Source organism: Micromonospora sp. NBC_01740 (genome assembly GCF_035920365.1).
Classification (GTDB): domain Bacteria; phylum Actinomycetota; class Actinomycetes; order Mycobacteriales; family Micromonosporaceae; genus Micromonospora; species Micromonospora reichwaldensis.
This window is the reverse complement of record NZ_CP109150.1, coordinates 3,629,268-3,647,247: the sequence shown is the minus strand read 5'-3', so window position 1 is coordinate 3,647,247 and position 17,980 is coordinate 3,629,268. Positions and strand designations below refer to the sequence as shown.

The 17,980-nt window shown below is 74.8% G+C and carries 15 protein-coding genes; 6 read left to right on the top strand and 9 right to left on the bottom strand.

All coding sequences use genetic code 11. From position 1 onward, the window contains the following. Positions 1 to 39: 39 nt before the first annotated feature. The 3 genes from yaaA to OG989_RS16970 all read left to right on the top strand — a co-directional run bounded on the left by yaaA (position 40) and on the right by OG989_RS16970 (position 2,724). Positions 40 to 837 carry a peroxide stress protein YaaA gene (gene yaaA / locus OG989_RS16980; protein WP_151454377.1) on the top strand — a complete coding sequence of 266 codons (798 nt, stop codon included), beginning with the start codon at positions 40 to 42 and terminating at the stop codon, positions 835 to 837. Between the two features lie 101 nt (positions 838 to 938). Further along, the gene (locus OG989_RS16975; protein ID WP_151454376.1) at positions 939 to 1,613 is read left to right on the top strand and encodes a hypothetical protein; all 675 of its coding nucleotides are present in this window, start codon (positions 939 to 941) and stop codon (positions 1,611 to 1,613) included. A gap of 136 nt (positions 1,614 to 1,749) precedes the next feature. Next, positions 1,750 to 2,724 carry a TAXI family TRAP transporter solute-binding subunit gene (locus OG989_RS16970; protein ID WP_425857719.1) on the top strand — a complete coding sequence of 325 codons (975 nt, stop codon included), beginning with the start codon at positions 1,750 to 1,752 and terminating at the stop codon, positions 2,722 to 2,724. Positions 2,725 to 2,734: 10 nt separating this feature from the next. Here OG989_RS16970 and OG989_RS16965 read toward each other — a convergent pair whose 3' ends face one another. From OG989_RS16965 to OG989_RS16955, 3 genes are all read right to left on the bottom strand, one after another. Next, positions 2,735 to 4,189: a sensor histidine kinase gene (locus tag OG989_RS16965; protein ID WP_327031075.1), complete on the bottom strand. Its 1,455-nt coding sequence runs from the start codon at positions 4,187 to 4,189 to the stop codon at positions 2,735 to 2,737. A 9-nt stretch (positions 4,190 to 4,198) separates the two neighbouring features. Continuing rightward, positions 4,199 to 4,855, bottom strand: coding sequence for a response regulator transcription factor (locus OG989_RS16960; RefSeq protein ID WP_132235788.1), 657 nt, complete (start codon positions 4,853 to 4,855; stop codon positions 4,199 to 4,201). 132 nt (positions 4,856 to 4,987) lie between these two features. Next, positions 4,988 to 5,299 (bottom strand): hypothetical protein, encoded by a 312-nt coding sequence (locus OG989_RS16955; RefSeq protein ID WP_151454373.1) that lies wholly within the window; start codon positions 5,297 to 5,299, stop codon positions 4,988 to 4,990. A 114-nt stretch (positions 5,300 to 5,413) separates the two neighbouring features. On the opposite strand from OG989_RS16955, the gene OG989_RS16950 reads away from it, so the two are divergent. Both OG989_RS16950 and OG989_RS16945 read left to right on the top strand, forming a co-directional pair. Continuing rightward, positions 5,414 to 5,752: a DUF952 domain-containing protein gene (locus OG989_RS16950; protein WP_151454372.1), complete on the top strand. Its 339-nt coding sequence runs from the start codon at positions 5,414 to 5,416 to the stop codon at positions 5,750 to 5,752. Between the two features lie 159 nt (positions 5,753 to 5,911). Next, positions 5,912 to 6,454 (top strand): acyltransferase, encoded by a 543-nt coding sequence (locus tag OG989_RS16945; RefSeq protein WP_151454371.1) that lies wholly within the window; start codon positions 5,912 to 5,914, stop codon positions 6,452 to 6,454. A gap of 57 nt (positions 6,455 to 6,511) precedes the next feature. Here OG989_RS16945 and OG989_RS16940 read toward each other — a convergent pair whose 3' ends face one another. The 4 genes from OG989_RS16940 to OG989_RS16925 all read right to left on the bottom strand — a co-directional run bounded on the left by OG989_RS16940 (position 6,512) and on the right by OG989_RS16925 (position 12,860). Further along, a complete protein-coding gene (locus OG989_RS16940) occupies positions 6,512 to 8,257 on the bottom strand; it encodes a CDP-glycerol glycerophosphotransferase family protein (protein ID WP_327031074.1) in 1,746 nt (581 codons plus the stop codon). 175 nt (positions 8,258 to 8,432) lie between these two features. Then, the gene (locus tag OG989_RS16935) at positions 8,433 to 9,716 is read right to left on the bottom strand and encodes a nucleotide sugar dehydrogenase (RefSeq protein ID WP_151454369.1); all 1,284 of its coding nucleotides are present in this window, start codon (positions 9,714 to 9,716) and stop codon (positions 8,433 to 8,435) included. Between the two features lie 4 nt (positions 9,717 to 9,720). Further along, positions 9,721 to 11,292, bottom strand: a complete 1,572-nt coding sequence (locus OG989_RS16930) for a glycosyltransferase family 2 protein (RefSeq protein WP_151454368.1) — start codon at positions 11,290 to 11,292, stop codon at positions 9,721 to 9,723. After that, on the bottom strand, positions 11,289 to 12,860 hold the full coding sequence (locus tag OG989_RS16925; RefSeq protein ID WP_327031073.1) for a glycosyltransferase family 4 protein: 1,572 nt from the start codon (positions 12,858 to 12,860) through the stop codon (positions 11,289 to 11,291). The genes OG989_RS16930 and OG989_RS16925 overlap by 4 nt, the downstream gene beginning before the upstream one ends. Positions 12,861 to 13,146: 286 nt before the next feature. Between OG989_RS16925 and OG989_RS16920 the strand changes: the two genes are divergently transcribed. After that, entirely contained in the window at positions 13,147 to 14,427 is a 1,281-nt protein-coding gene (locus tag OG989_RS16920) for a hypothetical protein (RefSeq protein WP_327031072.1), read from the top strand. Positions 14,428 to 14,442: 15 nt separating this feature from the next. Here OG989_RS16920 and OG989_RS16915 read toward each other — a convergent pair whose 3' ends face one another. Continuing rightward, positions 14,443 to 16,254: a hypothetical protein gene (locus OG989_RS16915; protein ID WP_327031071.1), complete on the bottom strand. Its 1,812-nt coding sequence runs from the start codon at positions 16,252 to 16,254 to the stop codon at positions 14,443 to 14,445. Positions 16,255 to 16,400: 146 nt separating this feature from the next. Next, entirely contained in the window at positions 16,401 to 17,972 is a 1,572-nt protein-coding gene (locus OG989_RS16910) for a glycosyltransferase family 4 protein (protein ID WP_327031182.1), read from the bottom strand. Positions 17,973 to 17,980: the final 8 nt, after the last annotated feature.

The window sequence follows — 17,980 nt, the reverse complement described above, 5'->3', positions numbered from 1 at the left end:
ACCGGCGCGCGGACGCCGCGCCAAGCCGAGGAGTCACCGATGCTCATCCTGCTGCCGCCCTCCGAGGGGAAGGCCGACGCCGGCACCGGCCGGCGGCTCGACCTCGCCGGGCTCTCCCTGCCGGAGCTGACCGGCGCCCGGGAGGAGGTGCTGACGGCGCTGGTCGCGCTCAGCGCCGACGGCGACGAGGGGGCGGCCCTGGCGGCGCTGGGGATCAGCGAGGGCCAGCGCGGCGAGTTGCGCCGCAACGCCCGGCTGCGGGCGGCGGCCACCGCGCCCGCCGGCCGCGTCTACACCGGGGTGCTCTACGAGGCGCTCGATCTCGCCTCGCTGCCGGCGACCGCGCAGCGGGCCGCCCGCCGGTCGGTGCTGATCAGCTCGGGGCTCTGGGGCGCGGTACGCCTCACCGACCGGATCCCGCCCTACCGGTGCCCGATCGGGGCGCGGCTGCCGGGGCTCGGCGCGCTGTCGGCGTACTGGCGGCGGGCGCTCGCGCCGGCGATGGCCGCGGCGGCCGGCGACGGGCCGGTGCTCGACCTGCGCTCCGGCGCGTACGCGGCCACCTGGGCGCCGCGCGGCGAGGTGGCCGACCGCACCGTGACCGTCCGGGTGCTGCACGAACGCGAGGTCGACGGCGTGCCCGTCCGGTCGGTGGTGAGCCACTTCAACAAGGCGACCAAGGGCCGGCTGGTCCGCGACCTGCTGACGGCGGGCATCCGGCCGCGTACCGTCGGCGGGCTGCTGACCGCGCTGCGCGACCTGAAGTATCCGGTGCTGGAGCAGCCCGCCCCGCCCGGTCGGCCACGCCAGGTCGACGTGATCGTCACGGAGCTGTAGGACAGCCGCAAGATTTCCTCAAGGCTGGGGCCGATCGGTTTCCCCGGCGGCGTCGAGCGACCACGGTAGAGGGACCCCGACGCCGACAAGGAGTGCCCAAGTTGGCTCCCGAACAGATCCTGCTCGATCGGCCGCGCCTGCCCGCGACGCCGCCGCCGTTGGACTGGTCCACCCTGGCGGACGCGTTCGAGGCCGCCTGCCTGCTGCGCTGCACGCCCCCGCCGGCCGTCGTCGGCACCCGCCGGCCGGCGGCGGAGCACCGCCCCCCGTCGGTGGAGTTCAACCGGGAGGAGGCGGCGCACCGCATGCGTCAGCTCCTCCACCGGCTGGACGTCCCCATCGAGCACGAGGTGACCGTGGGCGGCCTGCGCCGCCGCTTCGAGCTGCACCGGCTCTCCGTGCCGCACCAGCACCGGCCGGCGTACGCGAGGACGCTGGAGGCCGGCTGGCGGCAGGGCCGGCGCGAGCTGCTGGGCGGGCCGGTCCCGGGCGCGTCGACCGTACGGCGGGCGTGGCGGCCCCGGCTGGCCGCCGCCGCCTGGCGGGCCGCCCTGCTCGCCGGTGGGCGGCACGTCCGCCGGCACATCCTCGGCGTCCGGATCACCGACCGGGAACTGGCCGCCATCCTGGTACGCGGGGCCGCCCTGCTGGACGTTCCGGCGCTGCTGCGCCCCGGCACCGGCTGTTACCTGGTCTGTGTCGCCGACGGCCCGGACCGCCAGCGGATCCTGCACAGCACCGCGCTGGATCCCGCCCACCTGCGCGAGCGGTCGTGATTGCCGGGTGAGCACGTTCGGCGGCGCTGCGGACCGGTCGCGTACCGCAGCGAGCTGACCATCGTCACCGACACCCGCCGGGTTCCTAGCCCGGTCGGTGGGCGGCGGGTTGCGGCGACGGCCCGCACGGCGCAGAGTGCAGCGCGTGAGTCGCACCGGGTTCCGCCGTGTCCGCCCGCGCCGTGTCCACCCGCCGGCGCTGCTGGCGCTGCTGCTGGTGGTGGCGTTGCCCGGCGTCGCCGGCTGCCAGGACGCTCCCGAGCCACCGGTACGGATCCGGATCGCGACCGGCAGCCCGACGGCGGTCTACCACGCCTTCGGGCAGTCCCTGGCCGCCGTGCTCAACCGGGAGCTGCCGGACGTCCGGGCCAGCGTGGTGGTGACCGCCGCCTCGGCGGAGAACGTCCGGCTGGTCGGCTCCGGCCAGGCCGAGCTGGGTTTCACCCAGGCCGACGTGCTGCCGGCGGCGCCGGCGACGCACCCGTCCGTGGTCGCGGTCGCCCGGGTCTACGACGATCTGCTGCACCTGGTCACCACCGCCGGCGGTCCCGTCCGCACCCTGAACGACCTGCGCGGGCGGCGGGTGTCCGTGGGCGCGCCCGGCTCCGGCACCGAGATCACCGCCGTCCGGCTGCTGGAGGTGGCCCGCCTCGGTGGTGACCGGGTACGCCAGGAGCACCTCGGCCTCGACGACTCGGTCGCGGCGCTGCGGGCCGGCACGATCGACGCGTTCTTCTTCTCCGGCGGGCTGCCGGTCAGGGCGCTGGAGCAGCTCACGGACGACAGCGCGACCCGGATCGTCGACCTCGGCGAGTGGACCGGGCCGCTCCGCGAGAGCAACCCGGAGGTCTACGTCTCCCGCGACATCCCCCGCTCGGTGTACGGCACCGACCCGGTGACCACGGTGGCCAACCCGAACTTCCTGATCGTCCGGGCCGACCTGCCGACGCCCCTGATCCGGGAGGTGACCCGGCTGCTGATGGAACGCCGCCAGGAGTTGGCCGCCGCGCATCCGGCCGCCGGCCGGATGAGCCCCCGCTCGGCCATCGCCACCGCGCCCCTGCCGCTGCACCCCGGCGCCGCCGACTGGTACCGCGCCGCCAAGCCCTGACCCGCCGCCGCTACACCCCGACGCCGCTGTCGAGCTGCCCGGTGGCGCGGGGCGACGCGGGAGCGCCGTCGCGGCCCGACGCGGCGGGAGCGGCGTCGGCGGGGGCGGGGAACCAGAGGCCGGCGACCAGGCCGCGCGGCTCGCCCCCGCGCATGGTGAGCCGCCCGTCCGAGGCGTCGACCAGCACGGCGACGATGGTGAGGCCCAGCCCGGCCCCGTCGATGTTCTGCACCTCCGGGGCCCGCCAGAACCGCTCGGTCGCCTGTCCGAGCTGGCTCGCCGTCATGCCCGGCCCGGTGTCCCGGACCTCCAGCGCGGTGCCGTCGCCGTCGTGCCGGACGGTCACCGTCACCTCGCCACCGGCGTCGCTGAACTTGACCCCGTTGTCAATCAGCGCGTCCAGGGCCTGGTCGATGGCGGTCGGCACGGTCCGCGCGTACGCCGGGGCGTCCCCGGCCACCAGCCGGAGGGTGATGCGGTGGTGCCGGGCGAGCGGCTCCCAGGCGGCCACCCGGGACGCGGCGACGGCCGCCGCGTCGACGGTGACCCGCTGGTTCTCCCGCCGCTCCGCGCGGGCCAGGGTCAGCAGCGCGTCCAGCACGAGGGCCAGCCGGTCGGTCTCCTCCAGGGCCAGTTGGTGCTCGGCACGCCCGTCCGCGTCGGTGAGGCTCGGCCCCAGCTCCTCCACGCGCAGCCGCAGCGCGGTCAGCGGGTTGCGCAGTTGGTGGCTGGCGTGTGCGACGAACGCCCGCTGCCGGTCCATCACGTCGGAGACGACGTCGGCCATGTGGTTGAAGCTGGTCGCCAGGCGACGCAGTTCCGGCGGGCCGAGCCGGTGCTGCACCCGTGCGCCACGGTCCCCCTCGGCGATCTCATGGGTGACCGCGTCCAGCTCGGTGACCGGGCGCAATACCCAGCCGGCCAGCCCGAACGCGGTCAGCACGCAGGCCAGCACGGCGAGCAGCCCCGTTCCGGCCAGCGCCAGCCACCAGACGGTCACGGCCCGCCGGACCGGATCGGCGGGGGTGGTGATGACCACCGCCCCGAGCACCTCGCCACCGTCGTTGATCGGCACCGCCACGACGATCGGCCCGTCGACCCACGGCCAGACCGAGTCCGGCCCGCTGGCCTGCTGGCCGGAGAGCGCCATGTCCAACGCCTCGCGGGAACCCGGGGCCATCCGCCAGCTCCCGGAGGCCGCCACCGTCCGACGCTCCCGGTCGACCACCGCCGCACCGATGTCGTACAGGGCGTCGTAGCTGCGCAGCTCGTTGGCGAGCGGGCCGGGGGTGCCGCCGCGCAGCGCCGGACCAGCCAGCGAGGCGAACCGGGTGGCGTCGGCGAGCCGGTCGGCGCGTACCCGGTCGGTCTCCCGGTTCGCCAGGGTGATCGCCAGCGGGGTCTCCAACGCGATCAGCACCAGCACCATCAACAGCAGATAGCTGATCACCAGCCGACGTCGCACGGCGTCCCCTCACTCGCCGCGCAGGCGGTAGCCGACCCCGCGTACGGTCTCCACCAGGCCGGGGTCGCCCAGCTTGCCACGCAGCGAGCCGACGTGCACCTCGACCGTGTGCCCGTCGCCCCAGGTCGAGCCCCAGGCGTCGAGCAGGATCCGTTCCCGGGCCACCGCCACGCCGGGCTGCCGGGCCAGGGAGAGCAGGACGTCGAACTCCTTGCGGGTCAGCGCCACCGGCCGGCCCCCGACGGTGACCGTCCGGGCGGCCACGTCGACGCGTACGGGCCCCACCTCGATCAGGTTGCGCTCCGGCACGGCGTGCGCCGCGCGGCGCAGCACCGCCTCGATGCGCGCCTGGAGTTCGGTCATGGAGAACGGCTTGACCACGTAGTCGTCCGCGCCGAGCCGCAGGCCGAGCACCCGGTCCCGTTCCTCGCCCCGGGCGGTCACCGCGATGATGCCGAGCTGGCTGCTGCGCCGCCGCAGCTCCCGGCACAGGTCGGTGCCGTCGCCGTCGGGCAGGGTCAGGTCCAGCAGCACCAGGTCGCAGGGGGCGGCACAGAGGGCCGCGGCGACGGTCGCGGCGTGCTCCACCTCGTACCCCCGGCGGGTGAGGGCGGAGGAGAGCGCGGCGGCCACCCGGCGGTCGTCCTCGACCAGCAGGATGCGCACCCGGGGCCCCCATTCGTCGGCTTGTCGACCCGAATGGTGGCAGAAACCCGCTCGCGGCGGGAGGGCCGGTCCCACGCCGACCGCTCCCCGGTCGGAGGTGCGGCCCGCCCCCGGCGGGGCAGGCCGGCCGGATCAGAGACCGAAGACCTCGTCGGCCGTGGCGTCGCGGACCCCGTCGACGAAGCCCCGGAAGCCGGGGTCGTGGTGGCTGGCGGGCACGCTGGTGACGATCTCGCCGGTGGCCTGGGTGACCGCGTCGACCAGGGGTGGATAGTCGATCTCGGCGTCCGGGAGGGTGTCGTCGTCCGCCTGGCCGAGGTTGATCACGTGCTGCACGTCCTCGGTCGGGGTGTCCGGGTCGCCGGCCCACTCGCCGCCCGCCCGGTGGCACTCGTCGTACAGCGCCCGCTGGCTGTCGGTCCAGTCCTCGTCGTAGCTCTCCATCGCCATCCCTCCGCGGCCCGCTGCCCCGAGCATGCCGGGCGGCGGCGGGCACCGGGGCGGTACCGGGAAACCGGGACGGCCGCCGGCGGGACCGGCCGCGCGTAGGCTGCCGGGGTGATCTACAAGCTCCTCACCACCACCGAGTGGGACGACGCGCTGGCCGCCGGCCACCTCGACGGTACGGCGCTGGACCGGCAGTCCGGGTTCATCCACCTCTCCGGCGCCGACCAGGTGGTCGGTACGGCCCGGCGGTACTTCGCGGGCGCCACCGGGCTGACCCTGCTGACGGTGGACCCGGACCGGCTGGGCGACGCGCTGCGCTGGGAGCCGTCGCGCGACGGGGCGCTCTTCCCGCACCTGTACGGCCCGCTGCCGGTGCCCGCCGTGATGGCCGCCGACGCGCTGCCGGCGGACCTGCCGGTCGCCGACGCGGTGGCGGCGCTGCTCGCCTGACGGGTCGCTATGCTACGCCGAGTCCGCTCCCCCGGCCTCGCCCGCGCGCCCCGGGGCGGGTGTGGCAGAACCGATCCGCGCGATCGACGCCCGCCCGGCGTACGCCGACGCGGATCACCGACGGCGCGACGCCGCGCCCCGAGCCATGCGAGTTGAAGGATGACTGACAGCAGTTCCCTGCCCCCCTCCGTCTTCGTCCACCCGACGGCCGACGTCGAGGAGGGTGCCCGCGTCGGCGACGGCACGAAGGTCTGGCACCTTGCCCACATCCGGTCCTCGGCGCAGGTCGGCGCCGGCTGCGTCATCGGCCGCAACGTGTACGTCGACGCCGGCGTGACGGTCGGCGACCTGGTCAAGATCCAGAACAACGTCTCGGTGTACCAGGGCGTCACCATCGAGGACGAGGTCTTCGTCGGCCCGTGCGCGGTCTTCACCAACGACTTCCGGCCCCGGGCGCAGAATCCGGACTGGACGATCACGCCGACCCTGGTCCGCCGGGGCGCCTCGATCGGCGCCAACGCCACTCTCGTCTGCGGCATCGAGGTCGGCGAGTACGCGATGATCGCGGCCGGCTCCGTGGTGACCCGGGACGTGGCGCCGTACCAGCTGGTCGCCGGCAACCCGGCGCGCCCGAAGGGCTGGGTCGACGAGCGCGGCGAGGTCGTCTCGCGGGACGTGGAGAACCCGCCGCAGCGGGGCTGAACGGACGACGCGGGGGCGGTGACCGGCACCACCGGACACCGCCCCCGCGTCGACGCGTCAGCCGCAGAGCCGGTCGACCTCCGCCCGGAACCGGTCCATCGCGTTCGGCTCGTCCGGGCCCAGCAGGTACGTCTTCAGCTCCCGACGCGCCTCGGTCATCGGGTCGTCACCGGCCCGGGTCACCGCGACGATCTTCGGCAGCTCCCCGCAGTCCGCACCGAGCAGGTACGCGGCCCGCGCGGTGGGGTACCGGCGGCGGAACTCGTCCTCGGGCACCCCGGCCGGGTTCGCCACGACGTACGGCCGCTGGCTCTGCATGAAGTCCGAGACGACGCTGGAGATGTCGCTGACCAGCAGGTCGGTCTGGTTGAAGCAGTCGAACAGCCCCGGCGCCCGGCCGCTGACCACGAGGTGCGCGTCGCCGGCCAGCGAGGTCGCGTCGCTCTGCCCGCCGGCGGCCCGGATCCGACGGATGATCCGGTCGTTGGCCGACCGGGCCTTCGCCGACCGGCTGCCGGTGAGCGGGTGCGGCTTGTAGATCACCCGCACCCCGGGGGTCGCCAGCAGGCCGGCGACGATCCGCTCGCCCATCAGCACCACGGAGGTGTGGTAGACCTCCTCCTCCAGCCAGCCCTCCCAGGTCGGGGCGTAGAGCACGGTGAACGGTCGCTCCGTGGCCGTCGAGCCGAAGGTGTGCACGCCGGCCAGCTGCGGCCGGCCGATCTCGACGATGTCGCGGTCGAGCACGCCGACGCCGCTGAGGGCGTAGCGTTCCCGCCCCGCCGGACCGGCCACCCAGACCTCGTCGTACACCTTGCTGTAGGGGTTGACGCTGGCCTGCTTGTCGCTGTCGCCGTGGCCGACGAAGACGTGCTTCACGCCCGGCTCGCGCAGCAGGTGGATGTTGGCGCCGACGTTCGCCACGTAGAGGGCGGCCCGGAGGCTGCCCAGTTCGAGGTTCATGAAGTCGGTGCCGGCGGGTACGCAGACCACCGGCAGGCGGGTGTCGGCGAGCGCCCGGAACGCCTCCTCCTGGCGCATCAGCACCACCGCCCGCCGGCCGGTCGCCTCGACCGGGGCGAGCCACATGTTGGCCTGGTAGACGTCCTTGACGGGGCCGGCGAAGTAGAGCGCCAGGTCCGGCTGCTCGCGGGCGAGCCAGCTCTGCACGGCCGGCAGCGCCGAGGTGGCCCGGCCGCGCCCGCGCAGCCAGGTCAGCGCGAGCACGGCGGCGACCAGCGCCCCCGCCACCAGGGTGACCGCCGCGGTGAGCACCACCGGCGCCACGTCGTCGGCCAGCACCGCGACCACGGCCGCCGGCACCAGCAGCAGGTTGAGCAGGGGCAGCAGGTCGCCCTCGAGGGCGACGGCCCAGGCCGGCGGTCGGGGCGCCCCGGAGGACCGCCCGACCTCGATGTTGCGGACGAAGGCGACGGCGGCGGCGCCCCGCTCGCCGAGGCGCGCCAGCACCCCCGTGCCGAGGGCGAGCGCCAGCAGCGCCGCAGGCAGCAGCAGCACCAGGACCAGCGCCGTCGGGCCGGGGCGGACCGTCGTCACGATCAGCAGGACGACCGCCAGGTCCCGGGCCAGGTGCCGGTACAGGCTCCCGATCCCGGCCTTGTCCAGCAGTACCCCGCCCGCCGGGCGGCGCAGCAGGGTGAGTTCACCGGCGGCCACGGCCAGGCCGGCGACCGCGAAGGGGATCATCCAGCCGAGGGCCCCGGCCAGCACCATGACGGCGTACGACAGCAGTAGCGCGCCGATGAGGCCGGCGTCCGGCTGCCTGCGCAGTTTGCTGAACAAAGACACACTCCCCTATCGATCACCGGCGAATCCGGGCAGGTGCGACCTTAACGTGGCATGTCCTTCGAGTATTGCCGGGGTGTCGCGCAGCCCACCAGCGGGCCACGGCGGCACCCCGCTCGACGCGACGGGGCCCCGGCCGTTGTCGACCGGGGCCCCGTGACGCGACGGCGGATCAGCCGCCGATGACCACCCGCCGCACGCCGGCCCAGCGGGCCGCGTCGGTGACCCGGCGGCCGTCGACCAGGACGGTCACGCCGGGCAGGTCGGCCGGGCTGAGGGTGCGGTACTCCGCGTGGTCCGCCTGCACGACGGCCGCGCCGAGCGGCTCACCGTCGTACGGCGGCAGGCCGTGCGCGGTGAGTTCCTCGGCGGTGTACATCGGGTCCGAGACGTACGGCCGGGCACCGCGCCGCCGCAGCGCGTCCACGGTCGGGAAGACACCGGAGAAGGCCGTCTCCTTGACGCCGCCCCGGTAGGCGGCGCCCAGCACCAGCACCCCGACGTCGGTCAGGTCGCCGTAGGCGGCGGCGAGCAGGTCCACCGCGTACTCCGGCATGGCCGCGTTGGCCTCGCGGGCCGAGCGGACGACGGTGGCCGCCGGGTCGTTCCACAGGTACATCCGGGGGTAGATCGGGATGCAGTGCCCGCCGACCGCGATGCCCGGCTGGTGGATGTGGCTGTACGGCTGGGTGTTGCACGCCGCGATGACCTTGGTGACGTCCACGCCGACGGTGTCGGCGAACCGGGCGAACTGGTTGGCCAGCCCGATGTTGACGTCTCGGTAGGTGGTCTCGGCCAGCTTGGCCAGCTCGGACGCCTCGGCGGAGCCGAGGTCCCAGACGCCGTTGGGCTGCGCCAGGTCGGGCCGCTCGTCGAAGTCCAGCACCGCCTCGTAGAAGCGCACGCCGTGCTCCGCCGACGCCTCGTCGACGCCGCCGACCAGCTTCGGGTAGCGGCGCAGGTCGGCGAAGACCCGGCCGGTGAGCACCCGCTCGGGGCTGAAGACCAGGTGGAAGTCCTTGCCCGCGGTCAGCCCCGAGCCCTCCTCGAGCATCGGCGCCCAGCGGTTGCGGGTGGTGCCGACCGGCAGGGTGGTCTCGTAGCTGACCAGGGTGCCCGGCTTGAGGCCGGCGGCGATGGCGCGGGTCGCGTCGTCCATCCAGCCGAAGTCCGGCACGCCCTCGGCGTCCACGAAGAGCGGCACGACCACCACGACCGCCTCGGACTCGGCGACCGCGGCGGCGGTGTCGGTGGTGGCGGTCAGCAGCCCGGCGGCGACGGTCTCCTTGAGCTTGACGTCCAGGTCGGTCTCGCCCGGGAAGGGCACCGCCCCGTCGTTGACCAGCCCGACGACCCGCTCGGAGACGTCGGCACCGATCACCCGGTGGCCCTTCGTGGCGAACTGCACGGCGAGCGGCAGACCGATCTTCCCCAGCGCGACGACGCAGATGTTCATGGAACTACTTTCCTCCTAGTGGAAGCCTGCGCCGCAGGCGGGCCACCACCCGGCGCAGCGTCACCGGCGAGACGGCGATCACCAGGTGGCCCTTGTGGTTCGTGGTCGTGGTGAACACGTACAGCTGTCCGCCGTGTCGGTGGAGCACCCGCTGCCGGACCGGCGGACGTGGCCCGCGCAGCGGGGTGGAACCGCTCTCCCCGGCCGCCACGGCGGTGACCCGGACGGTCCGGGTCCGCCCTCCGGGCGGGAGGCCGGCGAGCAGGTCGACGGCCCGGAACGTGACCCGGACGGTGGTCCCCAGCGGGTCCTCCGTCAGGCCGGTGACCGTGCCGGCGGCCGAACCCACCTTGAAGGTGAGCCCGCCGTCGGCGAGCTCGGCGAGCTCCGGCCAGGGGCTGCGCGCGGCGACCGTCAGCGTCCTCTCCCCGCCCCGGTCGGGGGACCAGGTCGCGGAGACCGCTTCCAGCCGGGCGAGCCACTTGGGGTCGGACCGGCTGACCTCGAACCACTCCTCGGACAGGGCGGAACGGGGGTCGCCGAAGCCAGGGTACAGGGCGTACCAGCGCTCGTCCTGCACCACCGTGGGCGGCAGCCCCTCCTCGACGTCCTGCCTGATCACCGCCCGCAGGTCGGCGAGCGACCCGAGCCAGGCGGCGCCGATGCGCACCCGGGCGGTGACGCCCAGCCGGTCCCGGATGGGATCCGTGAGGTGCTTGCGGGCCAGGTTGGCCACGCCCGCGCGGACCTGTTCCTGGACGTCGGGCTCCAGCGTCAGGAAGTCGTCCTGGAGCAGCTTGGCGATCTCCCAGGTGAAGTGCCGGTACAGCACCGCGTCGCGCCGCTCGCCGGGCTCGATCAGCTCCGCCACCACCTCGACGACGCGCTCGACGCCGCGCAGCCGGGCGAGGTGGTTGCTGCGGTAGGTGATGTTGCCGGCGTTGAGCCGCTTGACCGCGTAGTAGTAGTCGTAGTCGGCGAGCACCGAGATGCGCCCGGCCCGCAGGCACGCCTCCAGGGTGAACGGCTGGTCGCTGCCGACCGGCATGTCCTCCGGGTAGCGCAGCGCGTACTTCTCGATCAGGTCGCGCCGGAACAGCTTGGTGTTGGACAGGGCGAACGGCAGCGCGGAGGCGAAGAGGTCCACCTCGGCCCGGGTGCTCTCGAAGATCGCCTGGTGGACGTAGCGTTCGTTGACCCCGACCATCCGGCCGAGCAGCACGTCGGAGCCCCACTCGTCGGCCGCGGCGACCATCCGGGCCAGCGCCTCCGGCCCGAGGTGGTCGTCGGCGCCGATGAACAGGACGTAGCGGCCGGTGGCGTGCTCCAGCGCACGGTTGCTGGGGGCGGCGGGGCCGCCCGAGTTCGCCTGGTGCAGCACCTTCACGGTGCCCGGGTACGCCGCCGCGAAGCGGTCCAGCTCGGCGCCGCTGCCGTCGGTGGAGCCGTCGTCGACCGCGACGACCTCCAGCCGGTCCAGCCCGATGGTCTGCTCCACCAGGGAGGTCAGGCACCGGGTCAGGTCCGGCATCGTGTTGTAGACGGCCGTCACCACCGTCACGTCGGGCGTGGTCACGCGCCGACCCGCAGGGCTGGCGGCTCGGCGCCCGGGGTGGTGTCGTCACCGCCGGCACCGCGGCCGGCGGGCAGCAGCCGGGAGTAGACACCGTCGAGCACCCGCGCCTGCGCCTCCCACGTCCACGACTCCAACAAACCCGGACGCTCGTACGCCTCCCGATAACGCCCCGGATCCCCCAACACCGCACGCACCACCCGCACGAAGTCCCCCACATCCTCCGCCCGGAACACCTCACCCTGCCCCGTCGACCGCACCGCCTCCGCCATCGTCCGCACATCACTGACCACCAACGGCAACCGCGCATGCGAATACTCGAAGAACTTCGTGATCAACGCGATCTCATGATTCGGCCAATGATGAATCGGAATGACCCCCACCGAAGCCCCCGACAAGAACGGCACCACCTGATGATGCGGCACGTACGACAACACGTGCACCCGCTCGGCCACCCCCAACTCACCCGCCCGCACCACCAACCCCTTCACGTACGCGGAGTCGGGCTTGTTGACCACGAAGGCGGCGTGCGCCCCGGGCAGTTGCGGCAGCGCCTCGACCATGACGTCGAGGCCCCGCCGCGCGGCGGCGACGCCGCTGTAGACCAGCAGCGGCACGTCCGGCCCGATCCCGCAGAGCTGGCGGATGTCCGGCGCGGGCTCGTCGCCCGGGCCGGGCAGCTCGGCCAGCGAGGGGGCGTTGAGCACGACCTCCGGCCGTTCGGCCAGGCCGTGCTCCTGCTGCAACAGGTCGGCCAGCCCGCCGGAGACGGTCGTCGCCGCGTCCGCGTACGGCACGAACTCCCGCTCGTGCGCCATGTTGCCGGGCAGCCACCGGACGTTGTCGCGCCACGCCTGCACGCCGGGGAGGTACTCGTGGGCGTCCCAGACGACCGCGACCCGCCGGCCCTTGGCGGCGGCCCGCAGCTTGGCCCGGGCGGCCACCCCGAGCATGCGGAAGTCGTTGGCGTGGATCAGGTCCGGCCGCAGTTCGTCGACCGTCGGGCCGTAGGCCAGCTCGTAGTCCCACAGCCCCGGCTCCAGCCGCCGCCAGGCGCCGTCGCCCTGCACGGCCTGCCAGAACCTGGTGTACGCCCGGTCCAGCGGCCCGTCCAGCTTCTTCCGGTCGCGCCGGGACCGGGTGAGCTGCCAGTGGCGGAACGAGACCCAGCGGCGGGTCGCCCCGGCGACCAGCTCCTCCGCGCGCAGCGCGTGCCACCGCAGGGGTGACGGGCGGCCGGCGCCACCGGCGCGCGCGGCCACCGTCAGGGCGGCCCGCCGGAAGGTCAGGTCCGCACGCCAGGCCTTCATCGCCTGGCTGCGGTGCGCGGCGATCCCGGTGGGCGGGTACGCCAGCGGCCAGCGCAGCCAGCCACGGCGGAACTCGTGCCGGCGCTTGGCCAGCGGCTCGGGCATCGGCAGCAGGCGCACCTCGGCGTCGCCGAGGTGCCAGCTCTGTTCGCGCCCGGCGGATGTGCGGCCGAGCAGGACGACCTCCCAGCCGGCGTCGGCGGCCGAACGGGCGGCCTTCTGTACCCGGGAGTCACCGTTGACCCCGTTGTCGACCAGCATGACAACACGCCCCCGGGCGCCGGCGCCGCCGTTCAGCCCCATCGTCTGCTACTCCGCCTCTGCCCGGTGCTGTCCGGCCGGGTCACCCGGCCCGGATCCCGAGCGATTGTACGAGACCGCCGGCCGGCGCCCTCGCACCATGGATGTGGGAAAGCGCGGGTCGACTTCGCCTCCGCGCGCCCCGGAGCGTACCCTCCCCGCTGTCCGTCCCGGCGCCGACCGCGTCGATGCGCGCTCCGCGCGAGGAAACTGTCAGCCGGATACCTTCCGCCGGAAGTAGGGCGAGATGTCGAGTAGCCAAAACCTCGGTGGCGCGCCGGTGACCGCGCCGGACGCCCGCCGGGCCCGCCTCCGGCTGGTGCTCGGCCTGCTCGCCGCCGCCGCGCTCGGCAGCCTGCTGTGGGTGGGCCGCTGGGAGACCGCGCCGCAGCACGCCTACCCGGACACCTACTGGTACGCCCGGCAGGCGGTCACCGCGACCGGCACGCCGTCCGCCGAGGCGGACCGATTCGCCGCCCGGCTGGTCTGCCGCCAGGGCATGCCGAGCCCGCGCCCGGGTATCTCCTGCGTCGCCGGCACCCGGCAGTGGGCCGCCAGCATGCCCCCGCGCTACCAGCGGATCTTCACCACCCGGCCCGGCTACTCGCTGACCGTGGCACCGTTCGTGCTGGCCTTCGGGGAGCGGGGAATGGTGCTGGCCACCGCCGCGCTCGCCGTGCTGGCCGGCGTGTTGGCGGCCCTGGCGGTCCGGCTGCTCGGTGGCGGCCTGGTCAGCTCGCTCGCGGCCACCGCGCTGCTCTTCCTCCTGCCCACCGGGTTCTGGCTGAGCCGGCTGCTGGCCGAGGCCGGCGCGACGGCGTTCGCGTTGGCCGCGCTCTGCGCCGCCATACCCCTGCTGCGGCCGGGCGGCTCGACGCGCGGCCGGCTGCTGCTCGGCGGCGCGGTGCTGGCCGCGCTGCTCGGCTCGACCGTCACCCGGCCGGCGACCGGCCTGCTGCTGTCGGGCGCGCTGACGGCGGTGCTCGGCGCGCTGACCCTGGCCCGCCGCCGCCGGGCCGGCTGGGAGCCGGGGCTGGTCGTGCTCACCGCCGCCTGCGGCGTGGCCACGGCGGTCTGGCTCGGCCTCAGCGCCGCGCTGGACATCCCCGGCGCGGCGGAGACGCTCCAGGACAAGTTCACCGTGCACTTCACCCGGCCGGACGTGCCCGACCCGTGGCCCCGCCTGGTGGAGCTGAACCGGGACTTCTGGCCCGCCCAGCTCAACGCCTGGTGGAACGGGGGCGCGCCGCTGGCCGCCTCGCCGTTCCTGGCCCTGCTGCTGGTCGGCTTCGCCGCCCTGTTCCGGGCGCTGCCCGGCCGGGCCGCGCTGCTCTTCGCCACGGCCGGGGCGACCGGACTGCTCACGCTGGTGGCCCACCCCAAGGAGTCCGAGGCGGACCGGCTGGTCCTGGTCATCTGGCTGCCGGTGGTGGTCGGCCTCGCCATGCTGCTGGGCAGACCCGCCCGGCCCGCCCCGGCGCCCGCCCCGGACACCGCGGTCGGACCGGGGCAGCAGCCCCCGGAGTAGGAACCGCCCGGGCGGTCAGCGGGTCAGCGGGCGGACGTCCCAGAGCCAGACGTCGTCGACGCGGCGGCCCGGACCGAAGCACGCGTCCAGCACCGCGCGGAGCGCCTCGGCGCGGGGATGCCGGGGCAGCGCCACGGCGTCCGCCCGCCAGTGCCGCACGTCCAGCTCCGCCTGCGCGCGTTCCGCGGGGGTGATGGTGACCGGCGCCGGGCGTTCCCCGGTGGCCACCTGGGTCAGCAGGACCGCGGTGGGCCGGGGATCCACCCCCCACCGGCCGGTGTCGTCGGTGGGCGAGGTCGGTCCGAGGAAGTAGCCCTGTGGCACGGCGAAGCCGGCACCCGCGGCGGCGCCCCAGCGCACCGAGGTCATGTTCTCCACCGGCACCGGCACGAGCGTCCGCCCGGGCGCGACGTGGTCCCGCCACCCGCCGGCGGTGACGAAGTCGGGCACCTCCGGGCGACCCACGGCCGGCAGCGGGGTCGGCAGCAGCGGCACCAGGGCGACGGCCAGCGCCACCGCGACCAGCGGCCGGACCGGCACGACGCCCACCCGGGCCGGGACCCGGCCGGAGAGCAACCGGTCCACCACGATCGCCATGAGCACCCCGAGGGCGGCCGTGGTGATCAGGGCGAAGCGGGCCACCACCATCGCGTCGACCACCGGCAGGCCGTTCAACAGCCGGAACGGCCCGGGGACCCCGGGCCCGCGGACCGCCCAGTTGATCGTGTTGCCCAGCGAGAAGAGCGCCGCCAGCACCGCGGTGAAGCCCAGCACCCGGACCAGGTGCTCCCGGCGCAGCCAGGCCATCGCGGCGACCGCCACCAGCACCAGCGGCCAGCCGTAGAAGCTGGCCTCCTCGGTCACGTTGGCGGCCAGCCGGCGGTCACCCTGCGGGCCGCCGCCGAGCGACTCGGTCGCGTAGCTGAAGTAGGAGGCGAGCCGCAGGGCGTACTTGTCGGGGTCGGTGGGGTGTCCGCTGCGGTGCTGCGGGCCGAGGAACTGCATCCAGAGCGGGTACGCCGTCACCAGCAGGGTCAGCGCGCCGGCGACACCCAGCACGGCCAGCGCCCGGGGGGCCGCGGCCAGCGCCGCCCGGGGCCGGAACAGCACGTGGCCCAGCAGCGCCATCACGCAGGCCAGGGCGAGGATGAAGAGGATCTCGACGCTGACGAAGAACTGCGCGGAGACCAGCGCGCCGAGGATGAGCCCGTCGCGCAGCGGGCGCCCGCCGCGGGTGAGTCGGGCCACCCGCCACACGATGAGCGGGACCAGCCACTGCGCGGTGACGTGCGGGTGACCGTTGCTGTGCGAGATGAGGGCCGGCGCGAAGGCGCAGCAGGCGGCGCCGACCAGCGCCGCCGCGCGGTTGCCGACCACGTGCCGGGAGAGCACCCAGTACCAGGCGAAGCCGGTGCCAGCGAGGTTGAGGGTCATCAGCACCAGGTAGGACAGCGAGGCGCCGCCGAGCAGGGTGACCGGCGCGAGCAGGATGCCGGGCAACTGGATGCCCACGTTGGTCATCAGGTTCACGCCGTCCGGCGCGTTCTGCAACGTCGTGAAGAACGGGTTCTCCAGGTTGGCCACCGCGTGCGCCGCGTGGGCCAGCATCCACTCGTTGAAGTCCTGGTCCGCCGGCTGCGCGCCGAGCACCCGGCCGTGCACGTCGCGCCAGCCCCGGGCGGTCACCCAGAGCGCGCCGGCGAGAAGGACGAACACGGCGACGAGGTCCGGCCGGCGCCGGCGGGACTCCCGGGGCGGATCAGCCGGCGCGCGCTCCTCGGCGGCGTCGGTGGAGAGGTCTGTCGCCGGGGGATGCGCTGCGGTCACGGTGCCCGATCCTACTCATGGGGACACGCTCCACGGTGCCTCCGCTCCGGCCGCATCGCCGCCCACCGCGCCCCGTCGCCGCCGACGGCCGGGCACGCGGTCAGACCCCCGACCTGCCGGGGCCGCTCAAGGGCGGGGCCGTGCGATCAGACCCCCACCTGCCGGGGCGAGTCGGGCGCGGACCCGGCCGCCGGGCGGTGCGCCGGAGCGGGCGGGTGGTCGGGCAGCAGTCGGGAGTAGACACCGTCGAGCACCCGCGCCTGCGCCTCCCACGTCCACGACTCCAACAAACCCGGACGCTCGTACGCCTCCCGATAACGCCCCGGATCCCCCAACACACCCCGCACCACCCGCACGAAGTCCCCCACATCCTCCGCCCGGAACACCTCACCCTGCCCCGTCGACCGCACCGCCTCCGCCATCGTCCGCACATCACTGACCACCAACGGCAACCGCGCATGCGAATACTCGAAGAACTTCGTGATCAACGCGATCTCATGATTCGGCCAATGATGAATCGGAATGACCCCCACCGAAGCCCCCGACAAGAACGGCACCACCTGATGATGCGGCACGTACGACAACACGTGCACCCGCTCGGCCACCCCCAACTCACCCGCCCGCACCACCAACCCCTTCACGTACGGGGCGGCGGGGCGGGGCACCACCAGCGCCACGTGCGCGCCGGGCAGCTCGGTGAGCGCCTCGACCATGATGCCGAGGCCCCGCTGTTCCGCGGCGGCACCGCTGTAGACCAGCAGCGGCACGTCCGGCCCGATCCCGCAGAGCTGGCGGATGTCGGGCACCCCGTCGCCGCCGCCCGCCGCGTCCGCGCTGCTCGGGGTGTTGAGCACGACGGTGGGCTGCTCGGGCAGGTGGTGCCGCTCGCGCAGCAGGTCCGCCAGCCCGTCGGAGACGGTGAGCACCGCGTCGGCGTACGGGGCGTACTCCCGCTCGTGGGCCGTGTTGGCCGGCAGCCACCGGGGGCTGTCGTTCCAGCGCCGGATGCCGGGCAGGAACTCGTGGGCGTCCCAGACCAGCGCGACGCGCCGGCCCTTGGCGGCGGCCCGCAGCTTGGCCCGGGCGCCGACCCCGAGCATGCGGAAGTCGTTGGCGTGGATCAGGTCCGGCCGCAGCTTGTCAACCACCGGCCCGTACGCCAGCTCGAAGTCCCACAGCGCCGGGTCGAGCCGGCGCCAGGCGCGGTCGCCGGCCACCGTCTGCCAGAACTTGGTGTAGAGCTGGTCGACCGGGGTGGCCAGGTCCTTGCGTGCCTTCTGGGCCCGGCTGAGCTGGCGTCGACGCAGCGACACCCAGCGGCGCGACACCTTCGTCGCCAGCAGCTCACCCCGCAGCAGCTGCCGGCTCAGCGTCAGCCCGGCGGAGGATCGCCCCTCCTCCCGGGCCTGGCTCAGCGCACCGAGCCGCGCCTCCAGGTCGGCGCGGCGGGCGCGCACCTCCTGCTCGCGCCGGGCGGCGATGCCGGTGGGCGGGTACGCCAGCGGGCCGCGCACCCAGTGGCGGCGGAACTCGTGCGGCGCCCGGGCGAGCGAGGTGGTCATCGGCAGCAGCCGGACCTCGGCCCCGCCGAGCTGCCAGGTCTTGACCTTGCCGGTGGCCGAGCGGCCCAGCAGGACCACGTCCCAGCCGGCCTCGGCGGCCGAGGCGGCGGTCTTCTGCACCCGGGAGTCGCCCTCGACGGCGTTGTCCACGAGCATGACCACCC

Coding starts and splice junctions, on each gene's coding strand:
- yaaA (WP_151454377.1), top strand. CDS start 40: ATGCTCATCCTGCTGCCGCCCTCCGAGGGGAAGGCCGACGCCGGCACC.
- OG989_RS16955 (WP_151454373.1), bottom strand. CDS start 5,299: ATGGAGAGCTACGACGAGGACTGGACCGACAGCCAGCGGGCGCTGTAC.
- OG989_RS16945 (WP_151454371.1), top strand. CDS start 5,912: ATGACTGACAGCAGTTCCCTGCCCCCCTCCGTCTTCGTCCACCCGACG.
- OG989_RS16935 (WP_151454369.1), bottom strand. CDS start 9,716: ATGAACATCTGCGTCGTCGCGCTGGGGAAGATCGGTCTGCCGCTCGCC.
- OG989_RS16925 (WP_327031073.1), bottom strand. CDS start 12,860: ATGCTGGTCGACAACGGGGTCAACGGTGACTCCCGGGTACAGAAGGCC.
- OG989_RS16920 (WP_327031072.1), top strand. CDS start 13,147: ATGTCGAGTAGCCAAAACCTCGGTGGCGCGCCGGTGACCGCGCCGGAC.
- OG989_RS16910 (WP_327031182.1), bottom strand. CDS start 17,972: ATGCTCGTGGACAACGCCGTCGAGGGCGACTCCCGGGTGCAGAAGACC.